This is a genomic window from Micromonospora sp. LOL_015 (genome assembly GCF_048060275.1).
In the GTDB taxonomy this organism is placed as follows: domain Bacteria; phylum Actinomycetota; class Actinomycetes; order Mycobacteriales; family Micromonosporaceae; genus Micromonospora_E.
Map to the genome: position 1 here is coordinate 1 of NZ_JBHMIO010000057.1, position 23,883 is coordinate 23,883.

21 protein-coding genes and 2 pseudogenes are annotated in these 23,883 nt (G+C 69.0%); 11 read left to right on the forward strand and 12 right to left on the reverse strand.

All coding sequences use genetic code 11. From position 1 onward, the window contains the following. Together ACFHWU_RS26110 and ACFHWU_RS26115 are read left to right on the forward strand one after the other, a co-directional pair. A partial coding sequence (locus tag ACFHWU_RS26110; protein WP_416591896.1) for a transposase occupies positions 1 to 279 on the forward strand: 279 nt, incomplete at its 5' end. A gap of 14 nt (positions 280 to 293) precedes the next feature. Continuing rightward, entirely contained in the window at positions 294 to 758 is a 465-nt protein-coding gene (locus tag ACFHWU_RS26115; RefSeq protein ID WP_416591897.1) for an IS5 family transposase, read from the forward strand. An 8-nt stretch (positions 759 to 766) separates the two neighbouring features. On the opposite strand, the pseudogene ACFHWU_RS26120 reads toward ACFHWU_RS26115, so the two are convergent. Continuing rightward, positions 767 to 1,639: pseudogene (locus ACFHWU_RS26120) on the reverse strand (IS701 family transposase); the annotation flags it as partial. A gap of 71 nt (positions 1,640 to 1,710) precedes the next feature. On the opposite strand from ACFHWU_RS26120, the gene ACFHWU_RS26125 reads away from it, so the two are divergent. Beyond that, complete coding sequence (locus ACFHWU_RS26125) at positions 1,711 to 1,836, forward strand: hypothetical protein (protein ID WP_416591898.1); 126 nt, start codon at positions 1,711 to 1,713, stop codon at positions 1,834 to 1,836. A gap of 237 nt (positions 1,837 to 2,073) precedes the next feature. Here the strand turns inward: ACFHWU_RS26125 and ACFHWU_RS26130 are convergent, their stop codons facing one another. Further along, entirely contained in the window at positions 2,074 to 2,802 is a 729-nt protein-coding gene (locus ACFHWU_RS26130) for a TetR/AcrR family transcriptional regulator C-terminal domain-containing protein (protein ID WP_416591899.1), read from the reverse strand. 147 nt (positions 2,803 to 2,949) lie between these two features. On the opposite strand from ACFHWU_RS26130, the gene ACFHWU_RS26135 reads away from it, so the two are divergent. After that, complete coding sequence (locus tag ACFHWU_RS26135; protein WP_416591900.1) at positions 2,950 to 4,359, forward strand: MFS transporter; 1,410 nt, start codon at positions 2,950 to 2,952, stop codon at positions 4,357 to 4,359. On the opposite strand, the gene ACFHWU_RS26140 is transcribed toward ACFHWU_RS26135, so the two are convergent. Continuing rightward, positions 4,346 to 5,107, reverse strand: coding sequence for a TetR/AcrR family transcriptional regulator (locus tag ACFHWU_RS26140; protein WP_416591901.1), 762 nt, complete (start codon positions 5,105 to 5,107; stop codon positions 4,346 to 4,348). The genes ACFHWU_RS26135 and ACFHWU_RS26140 overlap by 14 nt on opposite strands. 77 nt (positions 5,108 to 5,184) lie before the next feature. Between ACFHWU_RS26140 and ACFHWU_RS26145 the strand changes: the two genes are divergently transcribed. Next, positions 5,185 to 6,810 carry an ABC-F family ATP-binding cassette domain-containing protein gene (locus tag ACFHWU_RS26145; protein ID WP_416591902.1) on the forward strand — a complete coding sequence of 542 codons (1,626 nt, stop codon included), beginning with the start codon at positions 5,185 to 5,187 and terminating at the stop codon, positions 6,808 to 6,810. 1 nt (position 6,811) lies between these two features. Here the strand turns inward: ACFHWU_RS26145 and ACFHWU_RS26150 are convergent, their stop codons facing one another. After that, complete coding sequence (locus ACFHWU_RS26150; RefSeq protein WP_416591903.1) at positions 6,812 to 7,903, reverse strand: VOC family protein; 1,092 nt, start codon at positions 7,901 to 7,903, stop codon at positions 6,812 to 6,814. Between the two features lie 225 nt (positions 7,904 to 8,128). On the opposite strand from ACFHWU_RS26150, the gene ACFHWU_RS26155 reads away from it, so the two are divergent. From ACFHWU_RS26155 to ACFHWU_RS26170, 4 genes are all read left to right on the forward strand, one after another. Next, complete coding sequence (locus ACFHWU_RS26155; RefSeq protein ID WP_416591904.1) at positions 8,129 to 9,349, forward strand: sedoheptulose 7-phosphate cyclase; 1,221 nt, start codon at positions 8,129 to 8,131, stop codon at positions 9,347 to 9,349. Then, entirely contained in the window at positions 9,346 to 10,422 is a 1,077-nt protein-coding gene (locus tag ACFHWU_RS26160; RefSeq protein ID WP_416591905.1) for an ROK family protein, read from the forward strand. The genes ACFHWU_RS26155 and ACFHWU_RS26160 overlap by 4 nt, the downstream gene beginning before the upstream one ends. Continuing rightward, the gene (locus ACFHWU_RS26165; RefSeq protein WP_416591906.1) at positions 10,400 to 11,308 is read left to right on the forward strand and encodes an SDR family oxidoreductase; all 909 of its coding nucleotides are present in this window, start codon (positions 10,400 to 10,402) and stop codon (positions 11,306 to 11,308) included. The genes ACFHWU_RS26160 and ACFHWU_RS26165 overlap by 23 nt, the downstream gene beginning before the upstream one ends. A gap of 92 nt (positions 11,309 to 11,400) precedes the next feature. Next, positions 11,401 to 11,943, forward strand: a complete 543-nt coding sequence (locus ACFHWU_RS26170) for an ADP-ribose pyrophosphatase (RefSeq protein WP_416591907.1) — start codon at positions 11,401 to 11,403, stop codon at positions 11,941 to 11,943. On the opposite strand, the gene ACFHWU_RS26175 is transcribed toward ACFHWU_RS26170, so the two are convergent. The 8 genes and pseudogenes from ACFHWU_RS26175 to ACFHWU_RS26210 all read right to left on the reverse strand — a co-directional run bounded on the left by ACFHWU_RS26175 (position 11,940) and on the right by ACFHWU_RS26210 (position 17,433). Further along, positions 11,940 to 12,401, reverse strand: coding sequence for a transposase (locus ACFHWU_RS26175; RefSeq protein ID WP_416591908.1), 462 nt, complete (start codon positions 12,399 to 12,401; stop codon positions 11,940 to 11,942). The two genes, ACFHWU_RS26170 and ACFHWU_RS26175, sit on opposite strands and share 4 nt — an antisense overlap. After that, positions 12,364 to 13,035, reverse strand: a complete 672-nt coding sequence (locus ACFHWU_RS26180; RefSeq protein WP_416591909.1) for a transposase — start codon at positions 13,033 to 13,035, stop codon at positions 12,364 to 12,366. Before ACFHWU_RS26180 ends, ACFHWU_RS26175 begins: the two co-directional genes overlap by 38 nt. 57 nt (positions 13,036 to 13,092) lie before the next feature. After that, positions 13,093 to 13,302, reverse strand: a pseudogene (locus ACFHWU_RS26185) (integrase core domain-containing protein); the annotation flags it as partial. A gap of 52 nt (positions 13,303 to 13,354) precedes the next feature. Beyond that, positions 13,355 to 13,648 (reverse strand): DUF6262 family protein, encoded by a 294-nt coding sequence (locus ACFHWU_RS26190; protein WP_416591910.1) that lies wholly within the window; start codon positions 13,646 to 13,648, stop codon positions 13,355 to 13,357. Continuing rightward, entirely contained in the window at positions 13,645 to 15,360 is a 1,716-nt protein-coding gene (locus ACFHWU_RS26195; protein WP_416591911.1) for a tyrosine-type recombinase/integrase, read from the reverse strand. Before ACFHWU_RS26195 ends, ACFHWU_RS26190 begins: the two co-directional genes overlap by 4 nt. Positions 15,361 to 15,424: 64 nt before the next feature. Further along, positions 15,425 to 16,324: an NAD(P)/FAD-dependent oxidoreductase gene (locus ACFHWU_RS26200; protein WP_416591912.1), complete on the reverse strand. Its 900-nt coding sequence runs from the start codon at positions 16,322 to 16,324 to the stop codon at positions 15,425 to 15,427. A 75-nt stretch (positions 16,325 to 16,399) separates the two neighbouring features. Next, on the reverse strand, positions 16,400 to 16,624 hold the full coding sequence (locus tag ACFHWU_RS26205) for an acyl carrier protein (protein ID WP_416591913.1): 225 nt from the start codon (positions 16,622 to 16,624) through the stop codon (positions 16,400 to 16,402). A gap of 65 nt (positions 16,625 to 16,689) precedes the next feature. Further along, complete coding sequence (locus tag ACFHWU_RS26210; RefSeq protein WP_416591914.1) at positions 16,690 to 17,433, reverse strand: thioesterase II family protein; 744 nt, start codon at positions 17,431 to 17,433, stop codon at positions 16,690 to 16,692. A gap of 139 nt (positions 17,434 to 17,572) precedes the next feature. Between ACFHWU_RS26210 and ACFHWU_RS26215 the strand changes: the two genes are divergently transcribed. Together ACFHWU_RS26215 and ACFHWU_RS26220 are read left to right on the forward strand one after the other, a co-directional pair. Continuing rightward, a complete protein-coding gene (locus ACFHWU_RS26215) occupies positions 17,573 to 23,077 on the forward strand; it encodes a type I polyketide synthase (protein ID WP_416591915.1) in 5,505 nt (1,834 codons plus the stop codon). A 62-nt stretch (positions 23,078 to 23,139) separates the two neighbouring features. Continuing rightward, on the forward strand, positions 23,140 to 23,883 hold a 744-nt coding region (locus tag ACFHWU_RS26220), incomplete at its 3' end, for a polyketide synthase (protein ID WP_416591916.1).

The following is a 23,883-nucleotide window of genomic DNA, read 5'->3' on the forward strand; positions in this document are numbered from 1 at the left end:
CTCGACTTTCCTGACAGGGTAACCTTATTGGCTCCCTGTCCGGAATCCTCGGGGCACCTCAACGTGCTGGAGTCCGGCTGCTCGTGGCGCAAGCTGCCCGCCTCGTTCCCGGTGCACTGGCGCACCGCGCACCGCCGGTTCGCCGAATGGGTCGAGGCCGGGGTGATGTCCGCCCTGCACCGGGCGACGCTCGATGTCCTCGGCGCAGCCGGGCGGATCGACTGGTCGAGGGTGAGTGTCGACAGCATGCACGTGCGCGCGGTGAAAAGGGGGACCTGACCGGGCCCAGCCCGGTGGACCGGGGCAAGCCCGGCTCCAAGATCCACGCCGTCGGTGACCGTGGCGGGTTGCCGCTGCACGTGGGCGTCTCCGCCGCGAACCTCAACGACCATCGGATGCTCGAGGACATGGTCGACGGCATCACACCGGTACGTCAACCGGTCGGCCGGCCGCGTAGACGACCGGCCAAACTGCACGCCGACAAGGGCTACGACTACCCCGAATGCCGCGACCTGTTGCGCGAACGCGGCATCGTTCCGCGGATCGCCCGCAAGGGCATCGAGTCGTCGAAGCGCCTGGGCCAGCACCGCTACGTCATCGAACGCTGCCTCGAGTGGATGACCCGGTTCCGGCGGCTGGTCCGCCGCTACGACCGCAAGGCTTCCCACTACCTCGGATTCCTCCACCTGGCATGCGCTTTGATCTGCTACCGCCGCGCCGACCGACTCAACCTGTTGACCAGCAACAACCCCTACTGACACACGGTCTTACCGACACCGGCGTAGGGCACCTCGACGGGGTGGGCGTCACCGGGTTGCGCGGTGGTGGACGAGGTGGTCGCCACGATGTAGGCGATACCGCGTTCGGTCAGGCCCTGACGGAACTCGGCGACCTGGCCGTAGCCGGCGTCGGCGGTCAGCAGCGGTGGACGCAGCCCCCACTCGGCCAACTCGTCGAGCATCTCCAGGGCCATCATCCACTTCGGCCGGTACCGTTCGGTGTCGGGGACTTTCGATGCCGCCCTGCGTCTGCGGATCTGGTCGATCTGCTCGGCGGGTGGCAGCCGCACCCGTGCGTGTGGTTTCTTGGCACCGGCCGCATCGAGGGTGACCGGTTGCTGGCGCAGCCTGCGGGCGTGTGTGTTCTCGGGCTTGCCGTCCGGGCCGGGCACGCAGGTCTCGTCCCAGGACTCGGGCACGAACAGTCGCCAGTTCAGCACCGCCGACGCGGTGTCGGTCGCGGCGTGGACGCTGACGGCGATCTGGCAGTTGGCGACCTTGCCGAGGGTGCCGGAGTACTGCCGGGCCACGCACGCCGACGCGGTGCCGTCCTTGGGGAATCCGGTGTCGTCGACCACCCACACTTCCGGTTCGACCAGGTCGACCGCGGCAGCGGCCGTCCGCCGTCGCACGCCGGTGACGTCCCAGGTGGACGAGGTCAGGAACTGCTGCAGCTGCTGGTGGTCGACCCCGAGCCGCTGCGCCATGGGCTGCATCGACTTGCGCCGGCCGTCCAGCATCAGCCCACGCAGATACCGCAGACCGGTCGCCCGCTGGTCCGACCGCCGCATTCCCGAGAACACCCCGGCCGCGGAGTCCTCCAACTGGGCCCGCACCCGAACCAGATCCAGTTCATCCACGCACCGCAGCCAAACACCGCCGAGATGCCCGCACAAGCGACACGCCACAACAACCTAACAAAGCACTATTAGTGCGTGACGTCCGAACCGGCCCCCCGGCGCGAGCCCTCGCCGACGCGCTGCGGGCGTTCGGTGCGGCGGGCGACGGTCCCGCCCGGGCCGCCGCGGCGGCGTTCGTCCGCTTTGGGGCCGACTGACGGTGGCGTCCCGGAGAGTTCGTCAGCGAGACAGCCCGCGCCGTGTGTCCCCGCGTGGTGGCGACTCAATGGTGGGGACCTCGCCGCCAACTTCCCTGCTACCGCGGCTCGAACGAGTACGAGGTCACGCGAAAAGCGACCAGCCGAGCCACCCGTAGCCCCCGGCAGGATCACGGGCAGGCATTCTGTGCCTGACGCCGCGGGACGGGATGACCCGCCGTGGACCCGCTGCTTTGGTTATTTCGGCCAGGCCTGGTGGTCGACTCGACTGAGAAGCTCGGTGATGCCCCTGGTGAAGAGGTCGTCCTCGTCCCACTGGCTGCTGTCGAGGTGGCCGGAGGCGACGAGCGTGGGGTACGTGGCGGGCCGTGCCGCGATGTGTTCGCGGGCCTGGTTGCGGGTTCGGCCGGGGGACACCTGTCGCCAAGTCGCCTCGGTGAGCGCGGCCCCGATCACGAAATTCGCGATCATCCGGGTGGAGACCACCAGCCGCACGCCGGTGAGTCCGCCCCGGACCAGCGCCGACTGGAGAAATTCGGTGCGGGCCAGGACGTTCGGGCCGAGCATCGGGCGTCCGATGAGGCTGGCCGCCCACGGGTGTCGCAGCATAACCTCGCGCCATTGGCGAGTAAGTAGCCGTACGTCGTCCTGCCAGTTCTCGCTCGGCTCGGGTAGGAGCACGTCTGCGAAGACCTGGTCGACGGCCAGGTCGAGGATGTCGTCTTTGGTGCGCACGTGCCAGTACAGCGCCGTGGGGGTGACGTCGAGGCGCTGTGCGAGGCGGCGCATGGTCAGGCCCTCGATGCCGCTCTCGTTGAGGAGCGCGACCGCCTGGGTGACGATCCGTTCGCGGGTCAGTGGCATGCCGCGGGTCGCTCGTTCCGGTTCCGGGCGGAGCCAGATCGAGTCGACAGTCCCGTCGTGACCCCGTTCCGAGGACTCAGCGCTCCGTCCAGTCGACCTCATGAGTCGCAGCCTAGTACGATGCTCACGGACTTAACGGCGGTAAGCTAGGTTGTCACTGTGTAGGACGTCTTAATGGTGCAGGAGTGCGATGTGAGCGCATCGAATCGTCGCTCGTGGATCCTCGCGACGGCAGGATCCGCGCAGCTTATGGTGGTTCTCGACTCGACGGTGGTGACGATCGCGTTGCCCTCGATCCAGGCCGACCTGGGAATCAGCGACGCGGCCAGGGGATGGGTGGTCGCTGCCTACGCGCTGGTGTTCGGAGGGCTGCTGCTGCTCGGCGGCCGGATCACCGATGCCGTCGGCGCCCGGCGGGCGTTCGGCATCGGCCTGGCCGGGTTCCTGTTGGCGTCGGCGGTCGCCGGCCTGACTCCGAACGCGGGCCTGCTCTTCGCCGGTCGCGCGGGGCAAGGGCTGTTCGCCGCCCTGCTGGCACCGGCCGCGTTGGCGATCATCTCGATGACGTTCGTCGAGCCGCGCGAGCGGAGGATCGCCTTCGGCGTCTACGGGGCGCTGACCGGGGCCGGCGCCGTGCTCGGGTTGCTGGTTGGCGGCGCGTTGACCGAGTACGTCAGCTGGCGGTGGTGTCTGCTGATCAACGTACCGATTGGTGCAGTCACCCTGCTCGGGATGAGGCTGCTCCACGCCACCCGGCCGAACCGGGTGCGGCTGGATCCGGTCGGCACGGTCAGCAGTGTGGCGGGTATGACCGCGCTGGTCTTCGCGCTCGCCGAATTGGCCGTCAGGGGATGGAGCGATCCGCTTGTGCTCGTCCTGCTGGTGGCGGGCGCGTTGTCGTTGGCGGTCTTCGCGCTCGCTCAGCGATCCGCCGCCCGGCCGTTGCTGCCGCTACGCGTGCTGCTGGACCGCCGGCGCGGCGGTGCCTTTCTGGCGGTGGGGCTGCCGCAGATGGCGCTCTTCGGGTTTTTTCTCGTCCTGACCTACTGGTTCCAGCAGTTGCTCGGATACTCGCCGATCCAGGCCGGCCTGGCGTTTCTTCCCTTGGCCGTGGCCATCGCCGTCGGCTCCACCATGATTGCCGGCCTGCTCGGAGCCCGGTTGAGTGAGCGTCAGATGATCGTGCCCGCGTTGCTCGTGATGGCGGCGGGCATGATGCTGCTGGTGGGGCTGACACCCGGGACGCCGAACCCCTACCTGTTCCGGTTCCTCCCTGCCGAGATCCTGATCGGCCTGGGGCTCGGCTGCGCATTGAGCCCCGCGATCGCGGCGGCAACGGGTGGCGTGCGGGAGGAGGACACGGGAGCCGCGTCGGCCGGGGTCAACGCTGTGACGCAACTCGGGGGATCCATCGGTACGGCACTGCTCAACAGCATCGCGGCCACCGTGACGGCGACCGCGCTGCGCGAGACACCCGCCAGACCCGAAGCCGCGACCGTTGCGGGCTTCGACGCCGCTCTGCTGACCGCCGTGGGTCTTCTTCTGCTCGCCGCCGTCACTGTCGCCCTGATCATGCCGCGTGGGCGGCGTGATCAGGAGAGCGAAGCCACGGGGGCGGGTACCCAGGTGCCGAATCTGGCCAGGGTCAATGCCGGCTGACCGAGGGAGAGCCGACGGACCTCGCAGCCGCGATGCCGTCCAGCAGGTACCGCAGGCCGGCTGCGAAGTTGCCGTCCCAGTCGTTCTCGGCCATGAACCCCAGCTCCGCCAGGACCGGGTAACTGTCACTGCGCTCCCGCAGCAGATGGTTCGCCGGCTCGTAGATCTCCCGTCCGGTATGGTTTTGCCACGCGGTCTGGCTCAGAACGGCGCCGGTCACGTAGTTGGCGAGAGCGTAGGCGGCGGAGTTGAGGTCGGGCGGTGTGAAATCGGCGTTGGCCAGCGTGGCGTGCAGAAACTCGGTACGGGCCAGCACGTTCGGCCCCAACATCGGACGGCCGAGCAGGGTTGCCGACCATGGATGCCGGAGCATCGCGGCCCGCCAGCCGGTGAGCAGCGCGACGATCGTCTCCGTCCACTTCTGCCCTGCGGCCGGCTCCGGGAGGTCGACCTCCGCGAAGAGCTCGTCCAGCACCAGATCGAGGACGTCGTTCTTGGTATCGACGTGCCAGTACAGCGTCGTCGACCCGGTGCCGAGCCGCTGGGCGAGCCGCCGCATGGTCAGCCGCTCGACGCCTTGCTCGTCGAGCAGTTCGATTGCGGCGGTGACGATTCGTCTCCGCGACAGCGGAGGTGCGTCACGGGCGACTCGCTGGGGACGTAGCCATACATCGCCCGCGCGTCCGTCTGACGCACGTGACCTGTCGGAGAACCGCTGCGCCTGATCAGCAGTGCTGTTGTCTGACATGCCGGGAGTCTAGTATATTCTATGTTCACTAGAACATTGGGCGAGTCAATGGATCAATGTTCGAGAGGTAGTGTCCCATGGGATACATCGACGTGAGTCACCTGACGTATGTGCTCCCGGATGGCCGCCTGCTGCTCAACGACGTGTCGTTCCGCGTGGAGGACGGCGCGAAGTCCGCACTGGTCGGTCCCAACGGCGCCGGCAAGACGACGCTCGTACGCCTGATCGCGGGTGACATCTCGCCGGTCGACGGACGCGTTACGCAGGTGGGCGGTCTGGGCGTGATGCGACAGTTCATCGGGGACATCCGAGACGGTCGGACGATCTATGATCTCCTGCTCTCCGTGGCCCCCGACGCCGTACGGGAGGCGACCGATTGTCTCCGCCAGGCTGAGCGCGCGATGGCGGAGTACGAAGACGAGTCCTCGCAGATGCGGTACGCGCAGGCCATGGGCGACTATGCCGACGTCGGTGGCTACGAGATGGAAGTCGTCTGGGACGCGGTGTGCATGCTCTCGCTCGGCTCCACCTACGAGAGTGTGCGGGATCGGCCGGTGACCACGCTGTCCGGTGGCGAGCAGAAGCGTCTGGTGCTGGAGGTGCTACTGCGCGGCCCGGATCGGGTCCTGCTGCTCGACGAGCCGGACAACTACTTGGACGTGCCCGCCAAGGAGTGGCTCTCCGATCAGCTGCGCTCGACCTCGAAGACCGTCCTCCTGGTGTCGCACGACCGGCAGCTCATCGCGGACGTTGCCGACCGGATCGTCACCGTCGAGGGTCGTACGGTCTGGATTCACGGCGGCGGGTTCGCCTCGTACGCCGAGGCCAAGCAGAACCGGCGAGACCGGCTCCTCGACCGCCGCAAGCGTTGGGAGGAGGAGCGCGCACGGCTACGGCAGATCGTCCACCGGCTCCGGCAGAGTGCCACGAACAGTGACGCGATGGCGTCGCCCTACCGTGCGGCCCAGACTAGGCTGCGGCGCTTCGAGGAGCTCGGCCCGCCGGAATTGCCGCCGAAGGAGCAGAACGTGCGCATCCGGCTGCGTGGCGGTCGAACCGGCAAACGTGCCGTCGTGTGCACCGGAATGGAGCTCGTCGGACTGATGCAACCGTTCGACACCGAAATCTGGTACGGCGAGCGGGTCGCCGTTCTGGGTTCGAACGGGTCCGGCAAGTCGACGTTCCTGCGGCTTCTGGCGGAGTGCGGCGGTGACGCCCCGGTGACCATTCCGTATCGGGGGGATGTGAAGCTCGGTTCCCGTGTCGTCCCCGGTCACTTCGTGCAGACGCACGCCCGTCCCGATCTGATCGGCCGGGCCGCCACCGAAGTCGTTCTGTCAGCGAAACCGCAGACCCTCAACGACGCGATGTCGGCATTGGCCAGATACGAGTTGGCGCCGGCCGGAAATCAATTGTTCGAGACGCTCTCCGGCGGCCAACAAGCGAGGCTCCAAATTCTGCTCCTCGAACTGTCCGGCGCCAATCTGCTGCTGCTGGACGAACCTACGGACAATCTTGACATCGCAAGTGCGGAAGCGCTTCAGGATGGGCTGGCGGGCTTTTCCGGAACGGTCCTCGCCGTTACTCACGACCGCTGGTTCGCGTCCGATTTTGATCGGTACTTCGTCTTCAGCGCGGACGGCCGGATCTACGAGTCGGACGAACCGGTCTGGACCGAGGGGCGTGTCGACCGGGTGCGTTGAGTCAGCGGTCCCACCAGTGGAAACCGGCGGCGGACCGCCGCCGGGCGGACGTCGTCCGTTCGTAGGGCAGGGCACCGTCCGGCATGTTCACCACTTCCAGGTACAAGCCGATGGGAGACCGCAGGTAGACCCACCGGTCCCCGGTCAGCGGACCCGAGCGGAGTGTCTCCGGTGCGCCGAGCTGGGTGCAGCCGCCCACGGCCGTGAGGTACGCGGCGGCGGCGTCGACGTCGTCCACGGCTATCGCCAGGTGACAGCCGCCGATGTCGCTGTTGCGTGGTCGCCGGCGACGTGCGTCGTCGGCGGCGAACTGCCAGAGTTCGAGCTTGTCGGTCGGGCCCAGCCGGAGCGTCGCGCGGTCGGTCCGCACGCGGGCGGGGAGTTCGGGGAGCCCGTGCTCACCTGGGTCCCGCGCACCGGTACGCGAGAGCGGCTCCGCGCCGATCACATCGACGAAGAACGCCACGGCCAGGTCGAGGTCGTCCACGGTGTACCCGATGCGGTCGACGCTCCGCAGCCCGGGCACGGCGGTGGCGGCCGGAAGCCCGTCATCCCGGTTCGACCACGTGACGGCGGCTCCGAAGTGGCGGTCCGCCGGCGCGGAACTCAATTCCAGGTTCACCCCCGCGCAGCCGTGGAGGCGGACTAGCCGGGTGCCGGCGTCGGGATGGTCGGGCGGCGCGGTCCAGACGGGGCTGGCAGGACGTACGCCGTGCTGTTCGAGGGCGGCCAGTGCCCGGTCGACGTCGTCGACGCCGAGACCGAGGCGCTGGTATCCGGCGTCAACGGGCCGCGGCGGTGTGCGTACCTGGTCCGGTGCGGTGTACTCGAACAGTTCGATGTTGGCGAAGAGTCCGAATCTAACCATTGCGATCGTGGCGCTCGCCCGTGGGTGGACGTCGAGGCGCTCCGCCATGTAATCGTCGTCCCGTGACAACGGCGGGAGTCGGTAGACGAGTTCGCCGCCGAGTACGTCGGTCAACAGCCGTATCGCCTCGTCGAGGCTCGGCACGGTGATCGCCACATGGTCGACTCGGCGGGCGGTGGGAATCCCTCGTCGGTGGTGCCGTGTAGTGCTCTGCGTATTGGTCATGAGCCCACCGTGGAGAGCCCTGGTATTTTGTGACTAGACCAAGGCTCGAATGCATTCCGGTGGCGGGCCGGTGCGATCGAGTCGTGAGGTATGCGGGGTCGAGTGCTTTTCGAGCCTAAGGTGTCACCCTGGAGCGGGACAATGTGGGAATAGCCGAACCTGTCCGACAGCTGGGAGGGCGGTACAAACTATGCACTCGCGGATCCAACGCCTGGAGGTTCGGCGATGACAGCTGGTGCCACGATGGCGATGACTTCCGGCCTCACCCGTACCGGTGGGCGTTCGTATCAATCATCCTGGCGGGTCACCACGGCGAAACCGGTGACCTACGACGTGGAATTTCGATCCGGCCTCCTCGATCCGGACGACTCCTCCCTGGTGCGCGCCGGCGGCGTCGACGCCGCCGGCGGTCGGCGGCTGGTCGTGATGGAACGTCGCATCCAGGAGCTCTATGGGGACGCCGTCAGCGCCTACTTCGACGCGCACGGCGTAGCCAGCACAACCTGCCTGCTCGACACCAGTGAGCAGGCGAAGTCGGTGGCGTCGGCGCTGCTGGTGGTGGCGGCGATGGACCGGTTCGGGATCTCCCGCCGCTCCGAGCCGATGATCGCGATCGGCGGCGGTGTGCTCACCGACATCGTCGGGTTCGCGGCGAGCCTGTACCGGCGCTCGACTCCGTACGTGCGGGTACCGACCACCCTGATCGGCATGGTGGACGCGGCGATCGGCGCGAAGACCGGGGTCAATCACGACGGCAAGAAGAACAGGCTCGGCAGCTACCACCCGTCCACGACGACGCTGATCGACTGCGTCTTCCTGCGGACGCTCGACCGGCGGCACATCAGTAACGGGCTCGCCGAGGTGCTCAAGATGGCCACGGTTGCCGATTCCGCGCTGTTCGATTTGCTCGCCGAGCACGGTCCCCGCCTGATCGACGAGCACCTCCAGCCCGTACCGGGCAGCTCGGACGCCGGCGTGGCGGCCGAGGTGATCTATCGCGCCATCGACGGGATGCTGGCCGAACTCCAGCCCAACCTGTGGGAGGAACGGCTGCACCGCTGTGTCGACTACGGTCACTCGTTCTCGCCCGCGATCGAGATGCAGGCCCTGCCGGACCTGCTGCACGGCGAGGCGGTCGCCATCGACATGGCGTACACCACGATTCTGGCCAGGCGGCGCGGTCTCATCTCGGCGGCCGAGGACGACCGGATCTTCGCCGTGCTGCGCGATCTGGAACTGCCGGTGTGGCATCGGGTCTGCCGGCTGGACCTCATGACGGCGGCGCTGGCGGACGTCGTCCGGCACCGCAACGGCCGGCAGCAGATGCCTCTTCTCGACGGGATCGGCAGGGTGCGTTTCGTCGACGACGTCACGGTGCGGGAGCTGCACGTGGCGCTGGCCGAGCTGGCCGACCGGGCCAGCCTGACCTCGGGACAGCTCGCATGACCGGCGGCCCGACCGGTAGGGCCTTCGTCGTGGTCGACGTCGGCGGCACCACCCTGCGAGTCGGCCGTTACGAGGAGGACGGGCAGCGCCTCATCCAGGTGATCCGAACGCCGTTGGACGGGCTGGGGCGGTATCCGGACGCACCGGCGGCCGTGCTGCAACGGCGCGTACTGATGCAGGTGGCGCAGACCGTCGAGAGCTACCTCGGCTCACCGGCGGGTGAGGGCGTCTCGGCCGTCGGCATCGCCTTCGCCGGACCGGTCACCGCCGACGGCGTGGTGACCGCGGCCCCGACGGTCTGGGGCGGCGGTGGGTCGGCCGTGGAGGTCGGGGCCTGGCTGCGCCGTCGGCTGGCGATGCAGACACACGTGGTGAACGACATGACCGCGTCCGTGTGGCGGTACGCGCGCCCGGGTGCCGCGGACGCGGACTTCTGTCTCATCACGGTCAGCTCTGGGATCGGCAACAAGGTCTACCGGGACGGTGTGGTGCTGGTCGACCGCAGCGGCGCCGGCGGCGAGATGGGCCATTGGCCTGCGGACCCGACGGCCGAGGATGTAGTCTGCGACTGCGGCGGACGTGGGCACCTCGGCGCGATCGCCTCCGGACGGGGTATCCTGAAGTCCGCCCGGCTCGCGGGCGGTCGGGATCTCCGTGCATTCCGGGACTCGATGCTCGGGGCGTCGTGTGCCGCGGATCCGGCCATGTTGACGAACGAGGACTTGGTCCGGGCGATCCGGTTCGGCGACAACTTCGCCCTCTCCGTGCTCCGCGCCGCGCTACGGCCCCTCGCGCAGGCCATCGCCGCTGTGCACAGCGCGATCGGAATCGGCCGCTATGTGATCATTGGTGGGTTCGCCACGGCGGTCGGCGACCAGTTCGCCCATCACCTCGGGGATCAGCTAGCGGGGTTCGGATGCTTCGGGCTGAGCGATGACCAGGCGCGCTCGATGATCGAGATGGGGGCGCCGGACGACGACCACGCGCTAATCGGAATGGGACGGATGCTTTCCCAGGTATCGCCTGCCGTCGACCGTCAGGGGGTTCGACATGCGTGTCCTGGTCGTGGGTAGCGGCCTGATCGGTGCCCGAATCGGGGCAGCGCTGCTGGCGGCCCGATGTGCACCGGTCCTCGCCTCCCGGCACAAGCAGGCTGGCAGGCACCCGGGCTCTCTGCCGTGGACCCGCCTCGACGCGACCGACCGGGCGCAGTGCGCGGCGGCGGTCCGCGCCGTAGGGCCCGACGCGGTGGTGCTCGTGCACGGGCCGTCCGATGTGACGTGGTGCGAGGAGCACCCGGAGTGGGCGCTGCGGGACCACGTCGCCGCCGCGGAGAACCTGACCGCGGTCGGACGCGATGTTGGTGTCCTGCTGATCTCGACCGACAACGTGTTCGACGGGACGGCGCCGACATATGACGAAAGCGCGGTGCCCGTGGCGGCCAACGCCTATGGCCGGGCGAAGCTGCGCGCTGAGGAGACCGTGCGGTCGCGGGCACCCGGTGCCACCGTGCTACGGGTGAGTCTCGTCTACGGCTGGGAGCCGGTGGAGCCGGCAAAGTGGTCCAACTTCTTCGCCGCGTGTGTGCGGCGGCTGCGGGCCGGCCGGGTGGTGGAGGCCCCGGCGGACCTGTGGAACACGCCAGTCGTGGCGGACGACGTCGCACGGGTGGCCTGCGCGCTCGTCCGGGACCCGGTCGGTGGCCTCGTGCATCTGGGCGGCCCCGATCGGATTTCCAGGGCGGATTGGGCATCGCTGATCGCCCGCGAACTCGGTGCCGATCCCGGCCTGGTGGTGCCGGTGCCGCGGGTCCGCACCCGGTACGCGTCCCGTCCCCGTAACTCGTGCTTGACGAGTACGGTCCTGGGTAGACATCCCACGTTACGCCACATTCGTCTTCGTGGAGTCGTCGAGGCGGCTCGCGCGTTCCTGGCCGATGACCGCCGCACACCCTGGTAGTGTGTGACTTCGCCCGTTCAGAAGGTGATCACGCGCCGGGAGGTGCTTCATTGCGACGCGTACACTCCCGGACGGTCTATCGCAATGCCTGGATGGAAGTCCGTGAAGACCAAGTGGAGCGATGGGACGGCACCCTCGGCGTTTACGGCGTGGTGGATAAGCCGGATTGCGCATTGATCATGCCGGTCGACGACGGATTTCACCTCGTCGAGCAGTTCCGTTATCCGGTCGGGCGGCGCCAGTGGGAGTTTCCACAGGGATCCTGGGCGTCCGCTGACACTCCGGCGGGATTCTCGGGAAGTGCACAGGATGCGACCCTTGACAAGGGCGCGGTGGCCTTGGCCCAGGCGGAGCTCCGGGAGGAGACCGGGCTGGAGGCCACCCGATGGATGATGCTGGGCCGAGTGAACGTCGCCCACGGCTACTCCAACCAGGGGTGTGTCGTCTTCGTTGCGAGTGACCTGCGCCGCGGACGCCCCGCCCGCGAGGCGACGGAGCAGGACATGAGGCAGCGTTGGGTGACCCGTGCCGAGTTGGACGACATGGTGCGGCGCGGGGAGTTCGTCGACTCTCTCTCGTTGTCGGCGCTCGCGCTGTACGAGCGGAGCCTCCGTTCGGTCGACGGAGCCCGCTAGTAGTGCTTTGTTAGGTTCTGAGGCGTTTGTTGAGGTGCGGGGGTTTCACGGGTTGGTGGCAGGTGATGCAGGCGCCGGTCCAAGTCGCGAGGAGGTGTTGCAGCTCGCGGATGACCTTGTAGAGGGTCAGGCCGGCGCAGCCGCTTTGGGTCCAGGCGCAGTTCGGTGATGAACAGGTGCGCGGCGGTGACCAGGGTGACGTGGCGGTGCCAGCCGGTCCAGGAGCGGCCTTCGAAGTGGTCCAGACCGAGGCCGGTCTTCAACTCGCGGTAGTCGTGTTCGATCCGCCAGCGGATCTTGCCGTAGCGGACCAGATCGGTATGGCTGGTCGTCTCGGGGAGGCTGGACAGCCAGTACTTGACCGGCTCGGCTTCGTCGTCGGGCCACTGGGCGATCAACCACCGCTCGGGCAGCAGCCCGTCAGGATCGCGGGCGACCCGGTGCCCGGCCGGACGCACCCGAAGGAACACGAACTGGGAACTCATCGTGGCCTTCGAGCCTTCCCGCCAGGTGATCGTCTCCGCGACCTCGCGTCCGGCCGCGCGAACGTGCTCGACCAGACTGATAGCCGTCTTCGGGTAACGCGGCTCCGTACGGATGGGCGGACGGCCCCGCCCGGACCATACCCGCGGCACGGGACGCACCTGCGGCGTGTGGGCGAGGGCGTCGCCTGACCTGCATGATGTAGCCGATTCCCCGCTGGTCCAAGGCCCTACGGAACTGGCTGTTGTCGCCGTAACCGGCGTCCGCGGCCACCAGCGGCGGACGCAGCCCGTACGTGGCCAGTTCGTCGAGCATCTCCACCACCAGTGCCCACTTCGGCCGGTGGCGTTCACCCTCGGGTATCCCGCACCGGCCCCGACGGGCGGCCACCTCGGGCCGGCCGGCCTCGTCGACCGTGTGGTCGTCCCACGACGCCGGGAGAAACAGTCGCCAGTCCAGAGGACACGACGCGGTGTCGGTGACCGCGTGGACACTCACCCCGATCTGGCAGTTCGCCACCTTGCCCAGGGTGCCGGAGTACTGCCTGGCCACACTCGGCGAGTTCCTGCCGTCCTTCGGGAATCCGGTGTCGTCGACGACCCACGCCACTGGTCCGACGACTGGGCTGTGTCAAGGATCTTGGACAGGTCTTCGTCGGTTTGCTGGTCAGGCGGCTATCAGGGCCTGGTAGCCGGTGAGGGCTTCGGCCGGGGTGCGGTAGTCAAAGCTGGAGTGCAGCCGTTGTCTGTTGTAGAACACCTCGATCTACTCGGCGACGGCGAGCCGGGCGCGGGCACGGGTGTCGAACCGTTCCCGGTGGTACATCTCGTTCTTCGTGGTGGCGAAGAACGATTCGGCGGCGGCGTTGTCCCAACATTAACCGGCTAATTGGCCTGTTGCTCCGCGTTTGGCCGGTTAAGGTTTCGGGTCAGTGTCCTCGTTTGGTGATCTGGCGTAGCTGTTCTTCGTGGCGGCGGACGCGGCTGGCGATGGCTTCGATGGCGGTTCGCAGGGCTGTGATGTCGTCGGCGAGGCCGCTGAGGGTTCCCGCTTGCGTGGCGTTGTGGCGGTGTTGCTCGATGAGGGCGCGTAGTGACGGGTTGCGGTAGAGCGTTGTGCGGCCGAGGCCGGTGCGTGCGGCGACCTGTGTGAAGGTGATCGGCTGCTGGGTGGCGGTGAGTTCGGCGCAGGCCTGTTCGGCCTTGGTGATCGCGGTGTTCATCCGGCTTGTGCCTGTTCGATGAGGGTGTCCAGCCGGGCGATGAGTTTGTGGTGGCGTGCGGCCTCGGTGATCCAGCCGCGTTGCTCGGCGTCGTGGGCGAGGGCGTCCGCGTCGACGCGTTGGGCGGTGAGGATGGCGAGTGAGCTGGCGTCGGAGTGGAAGCTCGGGCAGTGTTCGCAGATGTTGGCGTAGGTGCAGGCGCCTTGGGCGGGTGCCCGTAGGCAGAACCCGCCGGCCAGCCGGGACTTGATCAGGGGTGTCGTCTTCCAGTCCGCGCCGCGGGTGATGTCTGTCAGGGGCAGGCTGGTCGTCGGGTTCCGGGGGATGCCGGCACGTTCCTTCGCCAGGGTGAGCGCGCGTTCGTATTCGTCGCGGATGGTGGTGTCGAACAGCCGCCCGTAGCGGAGGCTCATCTCGGCGGAGACGTGGCCGAGTAGCGCCATCAGTGCCTGCAGTGACACTCCGGCGTTGACCAGGGCGGTTGCGTAGGTGTGGCGGAGCTGGTGGGGTGTCGTGTGTCCGAGGCCGGCGGCGTCGGCGGCCCGTTCCAACTCCTCGCGGACGGTGTTCTGGGACAGGCGTCTTCCGTGGTGGGTGAACAGGAACTGCGCTCGGCGTCGGTATCGCGGGTGGGGTAGGGGCTGGCCTGGGGAGCGGATGGCGATGATGTGGTCGATCAGGTCGACGACGTCGTCGTCGTCGAGGGGGACCATGCGTTCGGACTCGAGCTTGCCGAGCGGGACCTTCAGCCAGGCTCCTTGCCCGGGGACCTCGTGCACGCAGTCGATTTCGAGGTCGAGGAGTTCCCCGATGCGTAGGCCGCAGGCGCGTTGCAGTCGCAGAGCGCAGGCGGCCAGTGCGTTGCCGGTGCTGGGCTTCCGGAGTTGCTCGGTGAGTCGCCGGTCGGCGTCGACGGGCAGGTAGCGGGGCAGGACTTTGGGCAGCTTGGGGATGTCGTCACGGAACACCAGCCGTCGGGTCGGGGCGTCGGGCCAGCCCCATTCGGTGATGTCGGTGAGGAATCCTGCCAGTGCGAGGACGCGGCGGGAGCGTTCCGCGACGGTGATGACCTCGTTGGTTTTGGTGTTGATCGCATCGACCTGCGCCGACAGGTAGGGTTCGATGTGGCGGCATCGTTGTAGGTCCGCGATCGAGTGCAGAGCCGGGTCGATGCGGGCGAGGAAGACCCCGAAGTGCATCAGCCGGGTGGCCATGGATGAGACCGTCTTCGGCACGCATGTGGCGCGTTTGCGTTCGAGGTAGGCGACCAGTGCCGAGCGGACCGGTGGGGTCACCCCGCGCAGCCGATCCGCGAAGGCGATCCCGGATGCGGTGGCTGACGGGGCGGACAGGACCTGGAGATGGAACAGCACCCGACGGGTGTTGCTGATGGCGGCACGGTAGTGCCGCCAGCCGTTGCCGGTTCGTTGTTCCCGTTCGACGCAGGCGTAGGTGAAGGCGTCGATGTCTCGGTCGGTGAGGCGGTTCAGCGGCCGGCCTGTCTGGATCAGGAGCCGGGCGGGTACCTGCGAAGCGGTGGCGAGCCGGACCCGTTCGGCGAAACCCAGCTGCTCAGCGGTGCTGAGGAACAGCGCCAGGTCGGTGCCGACCTGGCAGCCCTGCACTTCTCGCCAGATGCTGGAGAACTTGCGTTCCAGCAGGTAGTCGTAGCCGGGTCGTAGACCGCCGTGCAGGATCAGGAACGTGATCAAGGGTCGGGTCGAGCCGTTGGCGGACAACCGCACCGGCAACGGCTCGGCCGCCCACGCGGCCGGGTCAGGCCACCGGGCGAAGAACGATCTTCAGCGGCCGGAGCTGCCGTGCGTTCTTGAGAAGGTCGAACAGCTCGGGTCGGCTGGCCAGGGTTTCCCAGAAGAACCGTTCGGTGTCGCCGGCGAAGTCGCGAAGCCTCCGCTTCTGGCTGACGACTCCGACCGACGTGATCGTGTCCGTGATCGGGATCTGCCACACCCACGTGTCCACCACCGGCAGGAAGTGGATGTAGATGTAGTCCATGCGCTCCGGGTCGGTCGCGAAGGCATTGCGGTCGAAGTCCTCGAACCAGCTGTGCACCGCGTACTGGTTGAAGACCGGGTCCGGGCGTTTGACGCCGAGCTGAGTACCGAGTTGCGTGCGGCGACCGCTGGCGTCGACCACCATCGCGACCGGGATGTCGACGCTCCGCCCGCCCAGCTTGGCCTCGATCCGGGGAATCTCGCCGGAGAAGTCCACCTGGCCGACCGACACACCCTGGAACACCTGCGCGCCGGATGCCTCGGCGTTCTTGAGGAGGATCTGGTCGAAGAGCCCGCGATCCACGTGGTACGTGTATGCCCGGTCGACCCCCGGCTGGTCACGCTCGTCGAACCGGATCTCGGCGGTGCGGAACCCGTCGGTCAGGTTCCGGAACCCGAGGTGGTCGATCTCGCGATCCTCGGCCGAGGTCCACGCGGCTCCGTACTTCTTCGGGAACCCGGCCGCCTCGACCGCGTCCATGCACCCGATCTCGAGCAGAACCGGCGTCGTCGCCGGTACCAGGGACTCGCCCACATGCTCGCGCGGGAAGTTCGCCCTTTCGAACATGGCGACCGACAGTCCGGCCTTGGCGAGGTATGCGGCGGCGGCGGACCCGGCGGGGCCCGCGCCGATGATGCCTACGTCGTACTCGGCTTCCACGGCAGGATCCTCCTTCCTTGACGGCTGGTCAGGTGGATTGCAGCAACAGCTTGTAGACCAGGTCGGTGATGGTGCCTAGGTTCTTGAAATGGCTGCCGGTGACGTCGACCGGGGAACCACCACCCCGAACGTCTCCTTGATGTGCGTGATGAGCTGCAGCAGGTTCAGACTGTTCAACACGCCCCACTCCAACAGCGGCGTGTCGGCAGCCAGTTGAGCGGTAGCTGCGTCACCGAGGAAATTGCCGGTGATGTAGCGATCCAGATCCGCCTGTACTGCGGTCCTCTCGATTCGCGGCACGGTTGTTTCCCTTCGCCTAGCCGGTGCGATGATCCGAACCGTACGAGACCGTGGTGGAGCGCGACTCATTCCCGACTATGGCCGGGCTCGGTGCCGAATCGATCGAGATGGTGGCACAGAATGTCGAGAAACGCCACGTCCCGGACGAAGAAGTGGCCGCCTGCGAGGATCGTCAACTCGAATGTCGAAGTCGTCTCCTGCTGCCAGGCGGCCATTCCGTCGGAGGTGGTCAAGCCGTCGTTCACGCCCCCGAAGGCCAGCAGCGGCAGGTCGAGTGCTGGTCCCTCGCCGCGTCGGTACCGATCTGCCATGAGAAGGTCGGCGCGCAGGGCCGGAAGGTAGGCGCGGACGATGTCGAGCTGGTCGTCGAGCTCGGCGGGGATCCCGCCCAGCCTGCGGATCGCGGCCAGGAAGGCGTCGTCCGGCAGCTCATGCGGCGCCGGCGTCGGTGATCGTACGGTGGGCGCGTCGCGGCCGCAAACGATCAGCGCCGCCGGTAGGCGACCGGCGGCCGTCAGCAGCCGGGCGACCTCGAAGGCCAACAGGGCCCCGAAGCTGTGTCCGAGGAGGACCACGCGGTGCCCGTCGTCGGCCCGTACCCGCCGGGCCACATGCTCGACGAGCGGTTCGAAGTCGTCAAAGGGCGGTTCCTGAAGGCGGCTCCCATGACCCGGAAGCTCCATGGGCGCGACCACGACACCGTCCGGAAGGTGACGTCGCCAGCGACCGTAGAATGCGGCGCCGCCTCCCGCGTGGGGAAAGCAATGCAGCCGGATCGGGGCGAGACGCTCCTGCGCGCGTGATTCCATGCCATGCCTCTCTGCCTTCGCAGGACTGTCGTTGCTTGAGCGATCCCCGAGTGATCCGGGGGACTGTCGACATGGTTCTGGCGCGCATCCAGGCCCCACAGTACGCGGTATTTGGCCGGACGAGCCCGAGGGAGTTCAGATGAGCGACGCCATCGCCATCGTTGGGATCGGCTGCCGGTTTCCCGGCGGAGTTCGCACCGCCGACCAGTTTTGGCGGGCGCTGATGGACGGTGTCGATGTCATAGGTGAGGTGCCGTCCGACAGGTGGGACAGCCGTTTCCACGCCGACGGCGCCATTCACAGCGCACTCGGAGGTTTTCTCGACGACGTCGACCGCTTCGACGGCAGCTTCTTCTCGGTGAGCCCCCGGGAAGCGGCGGACATGGACCCCCAGCAGCGGATCCTGCTCGAAACCACGTTCGAGGCGATGCAGGATGCGGGGCGGCCGATGCCGGACTGGGTCGGGTCGCGGACCAGCGTGCACATCGGCATGCTGGGATCGGACTATTCGCTGCTGCACGCGAAGACCTCGGGAGCCGGGGCCATCGGGCCGTACTACGCCAGCGGTAAGGAGTTCAGTTTCGCGGCCGGCCGGATCGCGTACACCTTCGGACTGCACGGCGCCTGCATGACGGTTACGACCGCCTGCTCGTCCTCGCTGGCCGCCGTCCAGCTCGCGTGCCAGGGACTGCGTGACGGCACCGCCGACACGGCGATCGCCGGCGGCGTCAACGTGCTGGTCGCGCCGGAGCTGTCCATCTTCATGAGCAAGGTGCAGGCCATGTCCCGTACTGGCCGGTGCCGGCCGTTCGACACCGGTGCCGACGGGATCGTCCGCGGAGAGGGTTGTGCCGTGGTCGTTCTCAAGCGATACGCCGACGCGGTACGGGACAACGACCAGGTGTACGGCCTTGTCCTCGGCGGCGCGATCAACCACGACGGCCAGAGCGCCGGGCTGACCGTACCCAACGCGGCGGCACAGCAGGCGTTGCTGCGTGAGGCGCTGTCGCGTGCCGGTGTAGGTGGGCACGACGTCGCGTACGTGGAGGCCCACGGCACCGGCACGCCTCTGGGCGACCCACTGGAGGTGTCGTCGCTCGCCGAGGTCATGGGCAAGGGCCGCCCTGGCGACCGGCCGCTCATCATCGGCTCCCTCAAGGCCAACTTCGGGCACATGGACGCCACCGCCGGCGTCGCCGGTCTGGTGAAAGCGGCGCTCGTGCTCCGGCACGGACGGGTGCCCCAGCAGGTTCACCTCACCACGCCGTCGCCGCACATCCCCTGGGAGGAATCCGGAGTCGTGGTGGCTGCCGAGGACATGATTCTCGACACCGGCCGGCCGCTGATCGCCGGAGTGAGCGCCTTCGGCCTGTCCGGCACCAACGTGCACGTGGTGCTCGGCGCGCCGCCGCCCCGCCCCGCCCCCGCCGGCGGCGCCCCCGCCGGTCCGAGGACGCTGCTGGTCTCCGCGAGCACGCCCCTCGGACTGCGGGAACTGTCGGGTGATTTCGCGCGGGCGCTGTCCGAGCGGCCGGCGGACGAGGTGATGGCGGACGAGGTCGTCGCGACGGCGGCGGTACGCCGTACCCATCACGCCCATCGACTGGCGGTGGTCGGCGACACGACCGCCGAGTTGGTCGCCGGGCTCGACGCGTTCGCCGCCCGGCAACCCCACCCGAACATCCGCGCCGGTACCGGCGACGCCGTACCGCGCACCGTCTTCGCCTTCTCGGGACACGGCGCCCAGTGGCCCGGGATGGCTCTCGATCTCTACGCGTCCGAGCCGGACTTCCGGACCGCGTTCGACGAGTGCGACCGGGCCCTGGCGGCTCACAGCGGCTGGTCGGCCTCGGCGGTGCTGCAGGCCCGCGACGACGCGGCGCTGCGGTCCACGGAGACGGGGCAGCCGGTCCTGTTCGCGTTGCAGGTGGCGCTGAGCCGGCTGTGGATGTCGTGGGGTGTACGGCCCGACGCGGTCGTGGGACACAGCATGGGCGAGATCGCGGCGGCCCACATCGCCGGTGCGTTGACGCTGCCGGACGCGGCCTGGCTGATGGTGGTCCGTAGCCGGGCCTGCGAGCGGGCCAGCGGTACCGGCCGGATGGCGTCGGTCGACCTGGGTGCCGACGAGATGCGAACCTGGCTCGGAGACGAGTATCCGGGAGTCACGATCGCCGCGGTCAACTCGCCCGGAGCGGTGGTCCTCAGCGGCCCCGCCGAGCCCCTTCGGCGGCTCGTCGCACGTTTGCAGGAACGGGACGTCACCGCCGTCGAGCTGTCCGTGGAGTACCCGTCCCACGGTCCGCTGATGCAGACGTACGCGGATCAGCTCCGCGAGCTGCTCGACGGGCTGGCGGTGCGCGGTCCGGACGTACCCTTCCTGTCCACCACCTTGGGCGGGTATCTGGAGGGTCGGCCGCTTGATCCGGAGTACTGGGCCCTCAACCTGCGGCAGCCCGTGCTGTTCTGGCCCGCGGTGGACCGGCTGCTGGCGGACGAGGACTGCGCCGTCGTGGAGATGGGCCCGCACCCGGTTCTCCACCGGGCCCTACGGGCGGCGATGAACCACCGGAGCCGGACGGGACCGGTCGTCGCGTCCCTCGTCCGGGGAGAGGACGCGTCACCGGTTCTGGCCAAGTCCCGTGCGGAGTTGCACGTATCCGGCGTACCGGTGCGCTGGGACGCGGTCTGGGGGCGCCCCGTCGCCGCCGTCGCGTTGCCGCCCGAGCGGTGGGGGTGCAGCACCTACTGGTTGCCGGGTGTCGTCCGGGGCGCGCAGGGCGGGGCGCCGGCGATGACGGCGACGGAGACCGAGCCGATCCCCGCGAGTTCGGCTGGGGACCGTCCGGCGTTGGTGCGAACCATCCAACGCGCGGTCGCCGACATCCTCGGGCAGCCCGACGGCGGCACCCTCAACGTTCATCGCGGGTTCTTCGAACTGGGACTGGATTCAATCTCCGCCGTCGAGCTGGCCGATCGGCTCCGCGTCGGCACCGGCCTGGCCGTCGACGGCGCCGACGTGCTCAGGTGCGGGACGATCGGCGCGTTGGCCGAGCGGCTGTCGTCCTCCTCCTCGACGCGCACCGCGCGGGTGGTCTCCCCGGCGCCCGACCCGGCCTCGCAGCCGATCGCCGTCGTCGGCCTCGCCTGCCGCGTGCCCGGCGGCTCGGACGCGAGCGGCTTCTGGCAGCTGCTGGAGCAGGGCCTCGACCCGAGCGCCGATGTCCCGCCCGACCGGTGGGACGGAACGCACCGGGGATCGTTCCTGCCCGCGATCGACGGCTTCGATCATCAGTTCTTCCGGGTCTCACCTCGAGAGGCCAGGAGCATGGACCCCCAGCAGCGACTCTTCCTGGAGGTCGCCTGGGAGGCCCTGGAGGACGCGGGCCTGGCGGCCGCTGCCCTGCGTGACAGCGAGACCGCCGTGTACGTGGGTCTCAACACCACCGACTACCAGCAGCTAGTGCTGGCAGGTGAACCGGAGCTTTCCCTCTACTACGGCACCGGCAACTGCTTCTCCGGGGCGGCCGGTCGGCTTTCGTACCTGCTCGGCCTGCGTGGGCCCAGCATGGCGGTGGACACGGCCTGCTCGTCATCGCTCACGTCGGTGCACCTCGCCTGCCAGGCGTTGCGGGCGGGGGAGTGCCGGGTGGCCGTGGCCGGGGGTGCCAACATCATGGCCACGTCCACGGTCTTCGAGGTGATGTCAGCCGCGGGCGCCCTCTCCCGGGACGGCCGGTGCAAGACGTTCGCCGAGGGGGCGGACGGCTACGGCCGAGGTGAGGGAGCCGGGGTCGTCGTCCTCAAACCGCTGTCCGCCGCACTGTCCGACGGGGACCGCGTCCACGCCGTCATCCGCGGCAGCGCGGTGAACCAGGACGGTGCCAGCGGCGGTCTGACGGTGCCGAGCGGCGCCGCGCAGCAGGCCGTCATCATGACCGCGCTCGACCGCGCCGGTGTCACCGCCGCCGACCTGAGCTACCTGGAGGCGCACGGGACCGGTACACCGCTGGGTGACGCGGTCGAACTGCGGGCCATCGCGGACGTCCTGCGAGACGCGGCCCCGCTGGACCAGCCACTGCTGGTCGGCTCGGTGAAGAGCAACATCGGGCACCTGGAGGCGGCAGCCGGCGTGGTCGGTCTGATCAAGGTGGTCCTGTCGCTCCGGCATGAGTGCCTTCCTGCCCAGCTCCACCTGGAGGTTCCCACCCGTGCGTTCGACTGGGAGGCTTCGGGCGTCGCGCCGGTGCGGCGGCCCACCCCGTGGCGGCGAGGCCGGCGGCCCCGCATCGCCGGGATCAGCGCGTTCGGCTTCACCGGCACCAACGCTCACCTGATCGTCGAGGAGCCACCCCGGGAGGCCGCGCCCACGGCGCAGGACGGAGGCCCCTATCTGGTCGCGGTGTCGGCGGCCGACGGCAGGGCCCTCGCCGAGGCGGCGACCCGACTCGCCGACCAGATCTCCTTCACCGACGAGAGCGACCTGGCCGACCTGGTGTGGACCGGCCTCGCGCGGCGCGGCCACCTTGAGCACCGGGCCGCTGTTGTGGCCTCCACCGGACGCGATCTGGCGAGGGCGCTGCGCCGGCCGCATCATGCCGGCTCGGTGGCGGCCGGTGAACCTCTGCCGCTGACGATGCGCCTCGGATCGCGCGCGCTGCCCTGGCGCGACCTGGCGGAGGCGGCGTCCGCGTTGCCGGGCTGGGAGCCGGATGCGGCGGCGGCACTGCGCACCCGGGTCGGGTCCCTGCCGCAGGCGGGTCCCGAAGATCCGGCCGGGGCGTTCGTCTCCCAGTTGGCCACGGCGACCGTGTGGCGTGCCGTGGGTCTGACACCGACGTCGGTGACGGGCGAACCGTACGGCGCGCTCGTGGCAGCCTGCCTGGCCGGCGAGCTGACGCCCCAGGACGCGTTGCGACACCTGCCGACCGTGGAGTCGCCGGCGGCCGGGACGACGCCGGGGGAGCCCGGTGTGGTCCTCGACCTGAGCGCCGGCCCCGCGACGGTGTGGCTGGCGGGACGGGCGGTGCACCGCATGCCCGACGGGCTCACCACCGCCGAGGCGATGCTCAACGTCATCGCCGCGCTGCACGTCCACGGGGTCGTCGTCGACTGGACGGCGTTGCTGCCGGCGGGCGGGCGTGTCGTCTCGTTGCCCTCGTATCCGTGGCAGCGGTCACGTCACTGGGTCGACGCCCGGGATCCCCGTTCCGGACCGCCTGCCGAAGTGGGGCGGGACGGCCCTGCCCCCGACGTCGAGGTTTCGCTGCCGGCGATCACCGCGCTTCCCGCCGACCGGCGGGTCCCGGCACTCGTGGACCTGCTGCTGCCGCTGGTGGCGGAGATCCTCGGGACCACCGACGAGATCGACCCCCACCGCGGATTCTTCGACCTCGGCTTCGACTCGATCCTGTCCGTGAAACTGAAGCGGCGCGCCGAGCAGGCGCTGCGGGTGGATCTGCCGAAGACGGTGCTGTTCGAATGCCCCAACACGGCGGCCCTGGCCCGGTTCGTCGACGCCGAGGTGCTCGCCGCGGCCGAGCTACCGACGCAGGACGTGGACGAGCTCGACTCTCTCAGCGAGGACGCCCTGTCGGAACGGCTGGCCGCGGTGCTCGCGGCGGCCGAGTCGCATGTCGAGTGACGTGCGAGTGGTGGTAGAGGCCGCCACGGTTAGCTGAGTCTCACGGCGCGGAAGGGATCACCATGGCCCAAACAGACCTGCATGCCCAACTTGTCAACGCGCTGCGCCTCATCGAGCGGCTCCAGCGACAGGCTGGCGCGGAACCGGCCGCGGACGGCCCCGTCGCGGTCATCGGCATGGGATGCCGACTTCCGGGCGGGGTGCGGGGCCCGGACGAGTACTGGGAGTTGCTGACCGGCGGCGTCGATGCGATTCGGGAGTACCCGAGCGACCGGGGGGACATCGCGCGCTGGTACGACCCGGACCCGGACGTCCAGGGGCGCACCTACGTCAAGCACGGCGGTTTCGTCGACGACGTGAGCCGCTTCGACGCGGGCGTCTTCGGCATCTCCCCCCGCGAGGCCGTGGGGATGGACCCTCAGCAGCGCATGGTCATGGAGGTCGCCTGGGAGGCCATCGAGCATGCCGGGTACGCGCCGGACTCGCTCACGGGATCGGCGACCGGCGTCTACCTCGGTGTCAGCACCACGGACTACGTACGGCTGCGCCAGCAAACCGGAGACGTCCACGACGTGGACGCGTACCAGCTGATGGGAGAGCCGAGCTTCACCGCCGGACGGCTGTCGTTCGCGCTGGGTCTCATGGGCCCGAGCCAGGTGGTCGACACCGCGTGTTCGTCGTCGCTGGTCGCGGTCCACGACGCCTGCCGGGCGCTGCGGCTCGGCGAGTGCGACCTGGCCCTCGCCGGGGGGGTGTCCCTATGGGTTGTGTCAAGCGGCGAGGCGGGGTTCGTCCGCCGGTTTGGG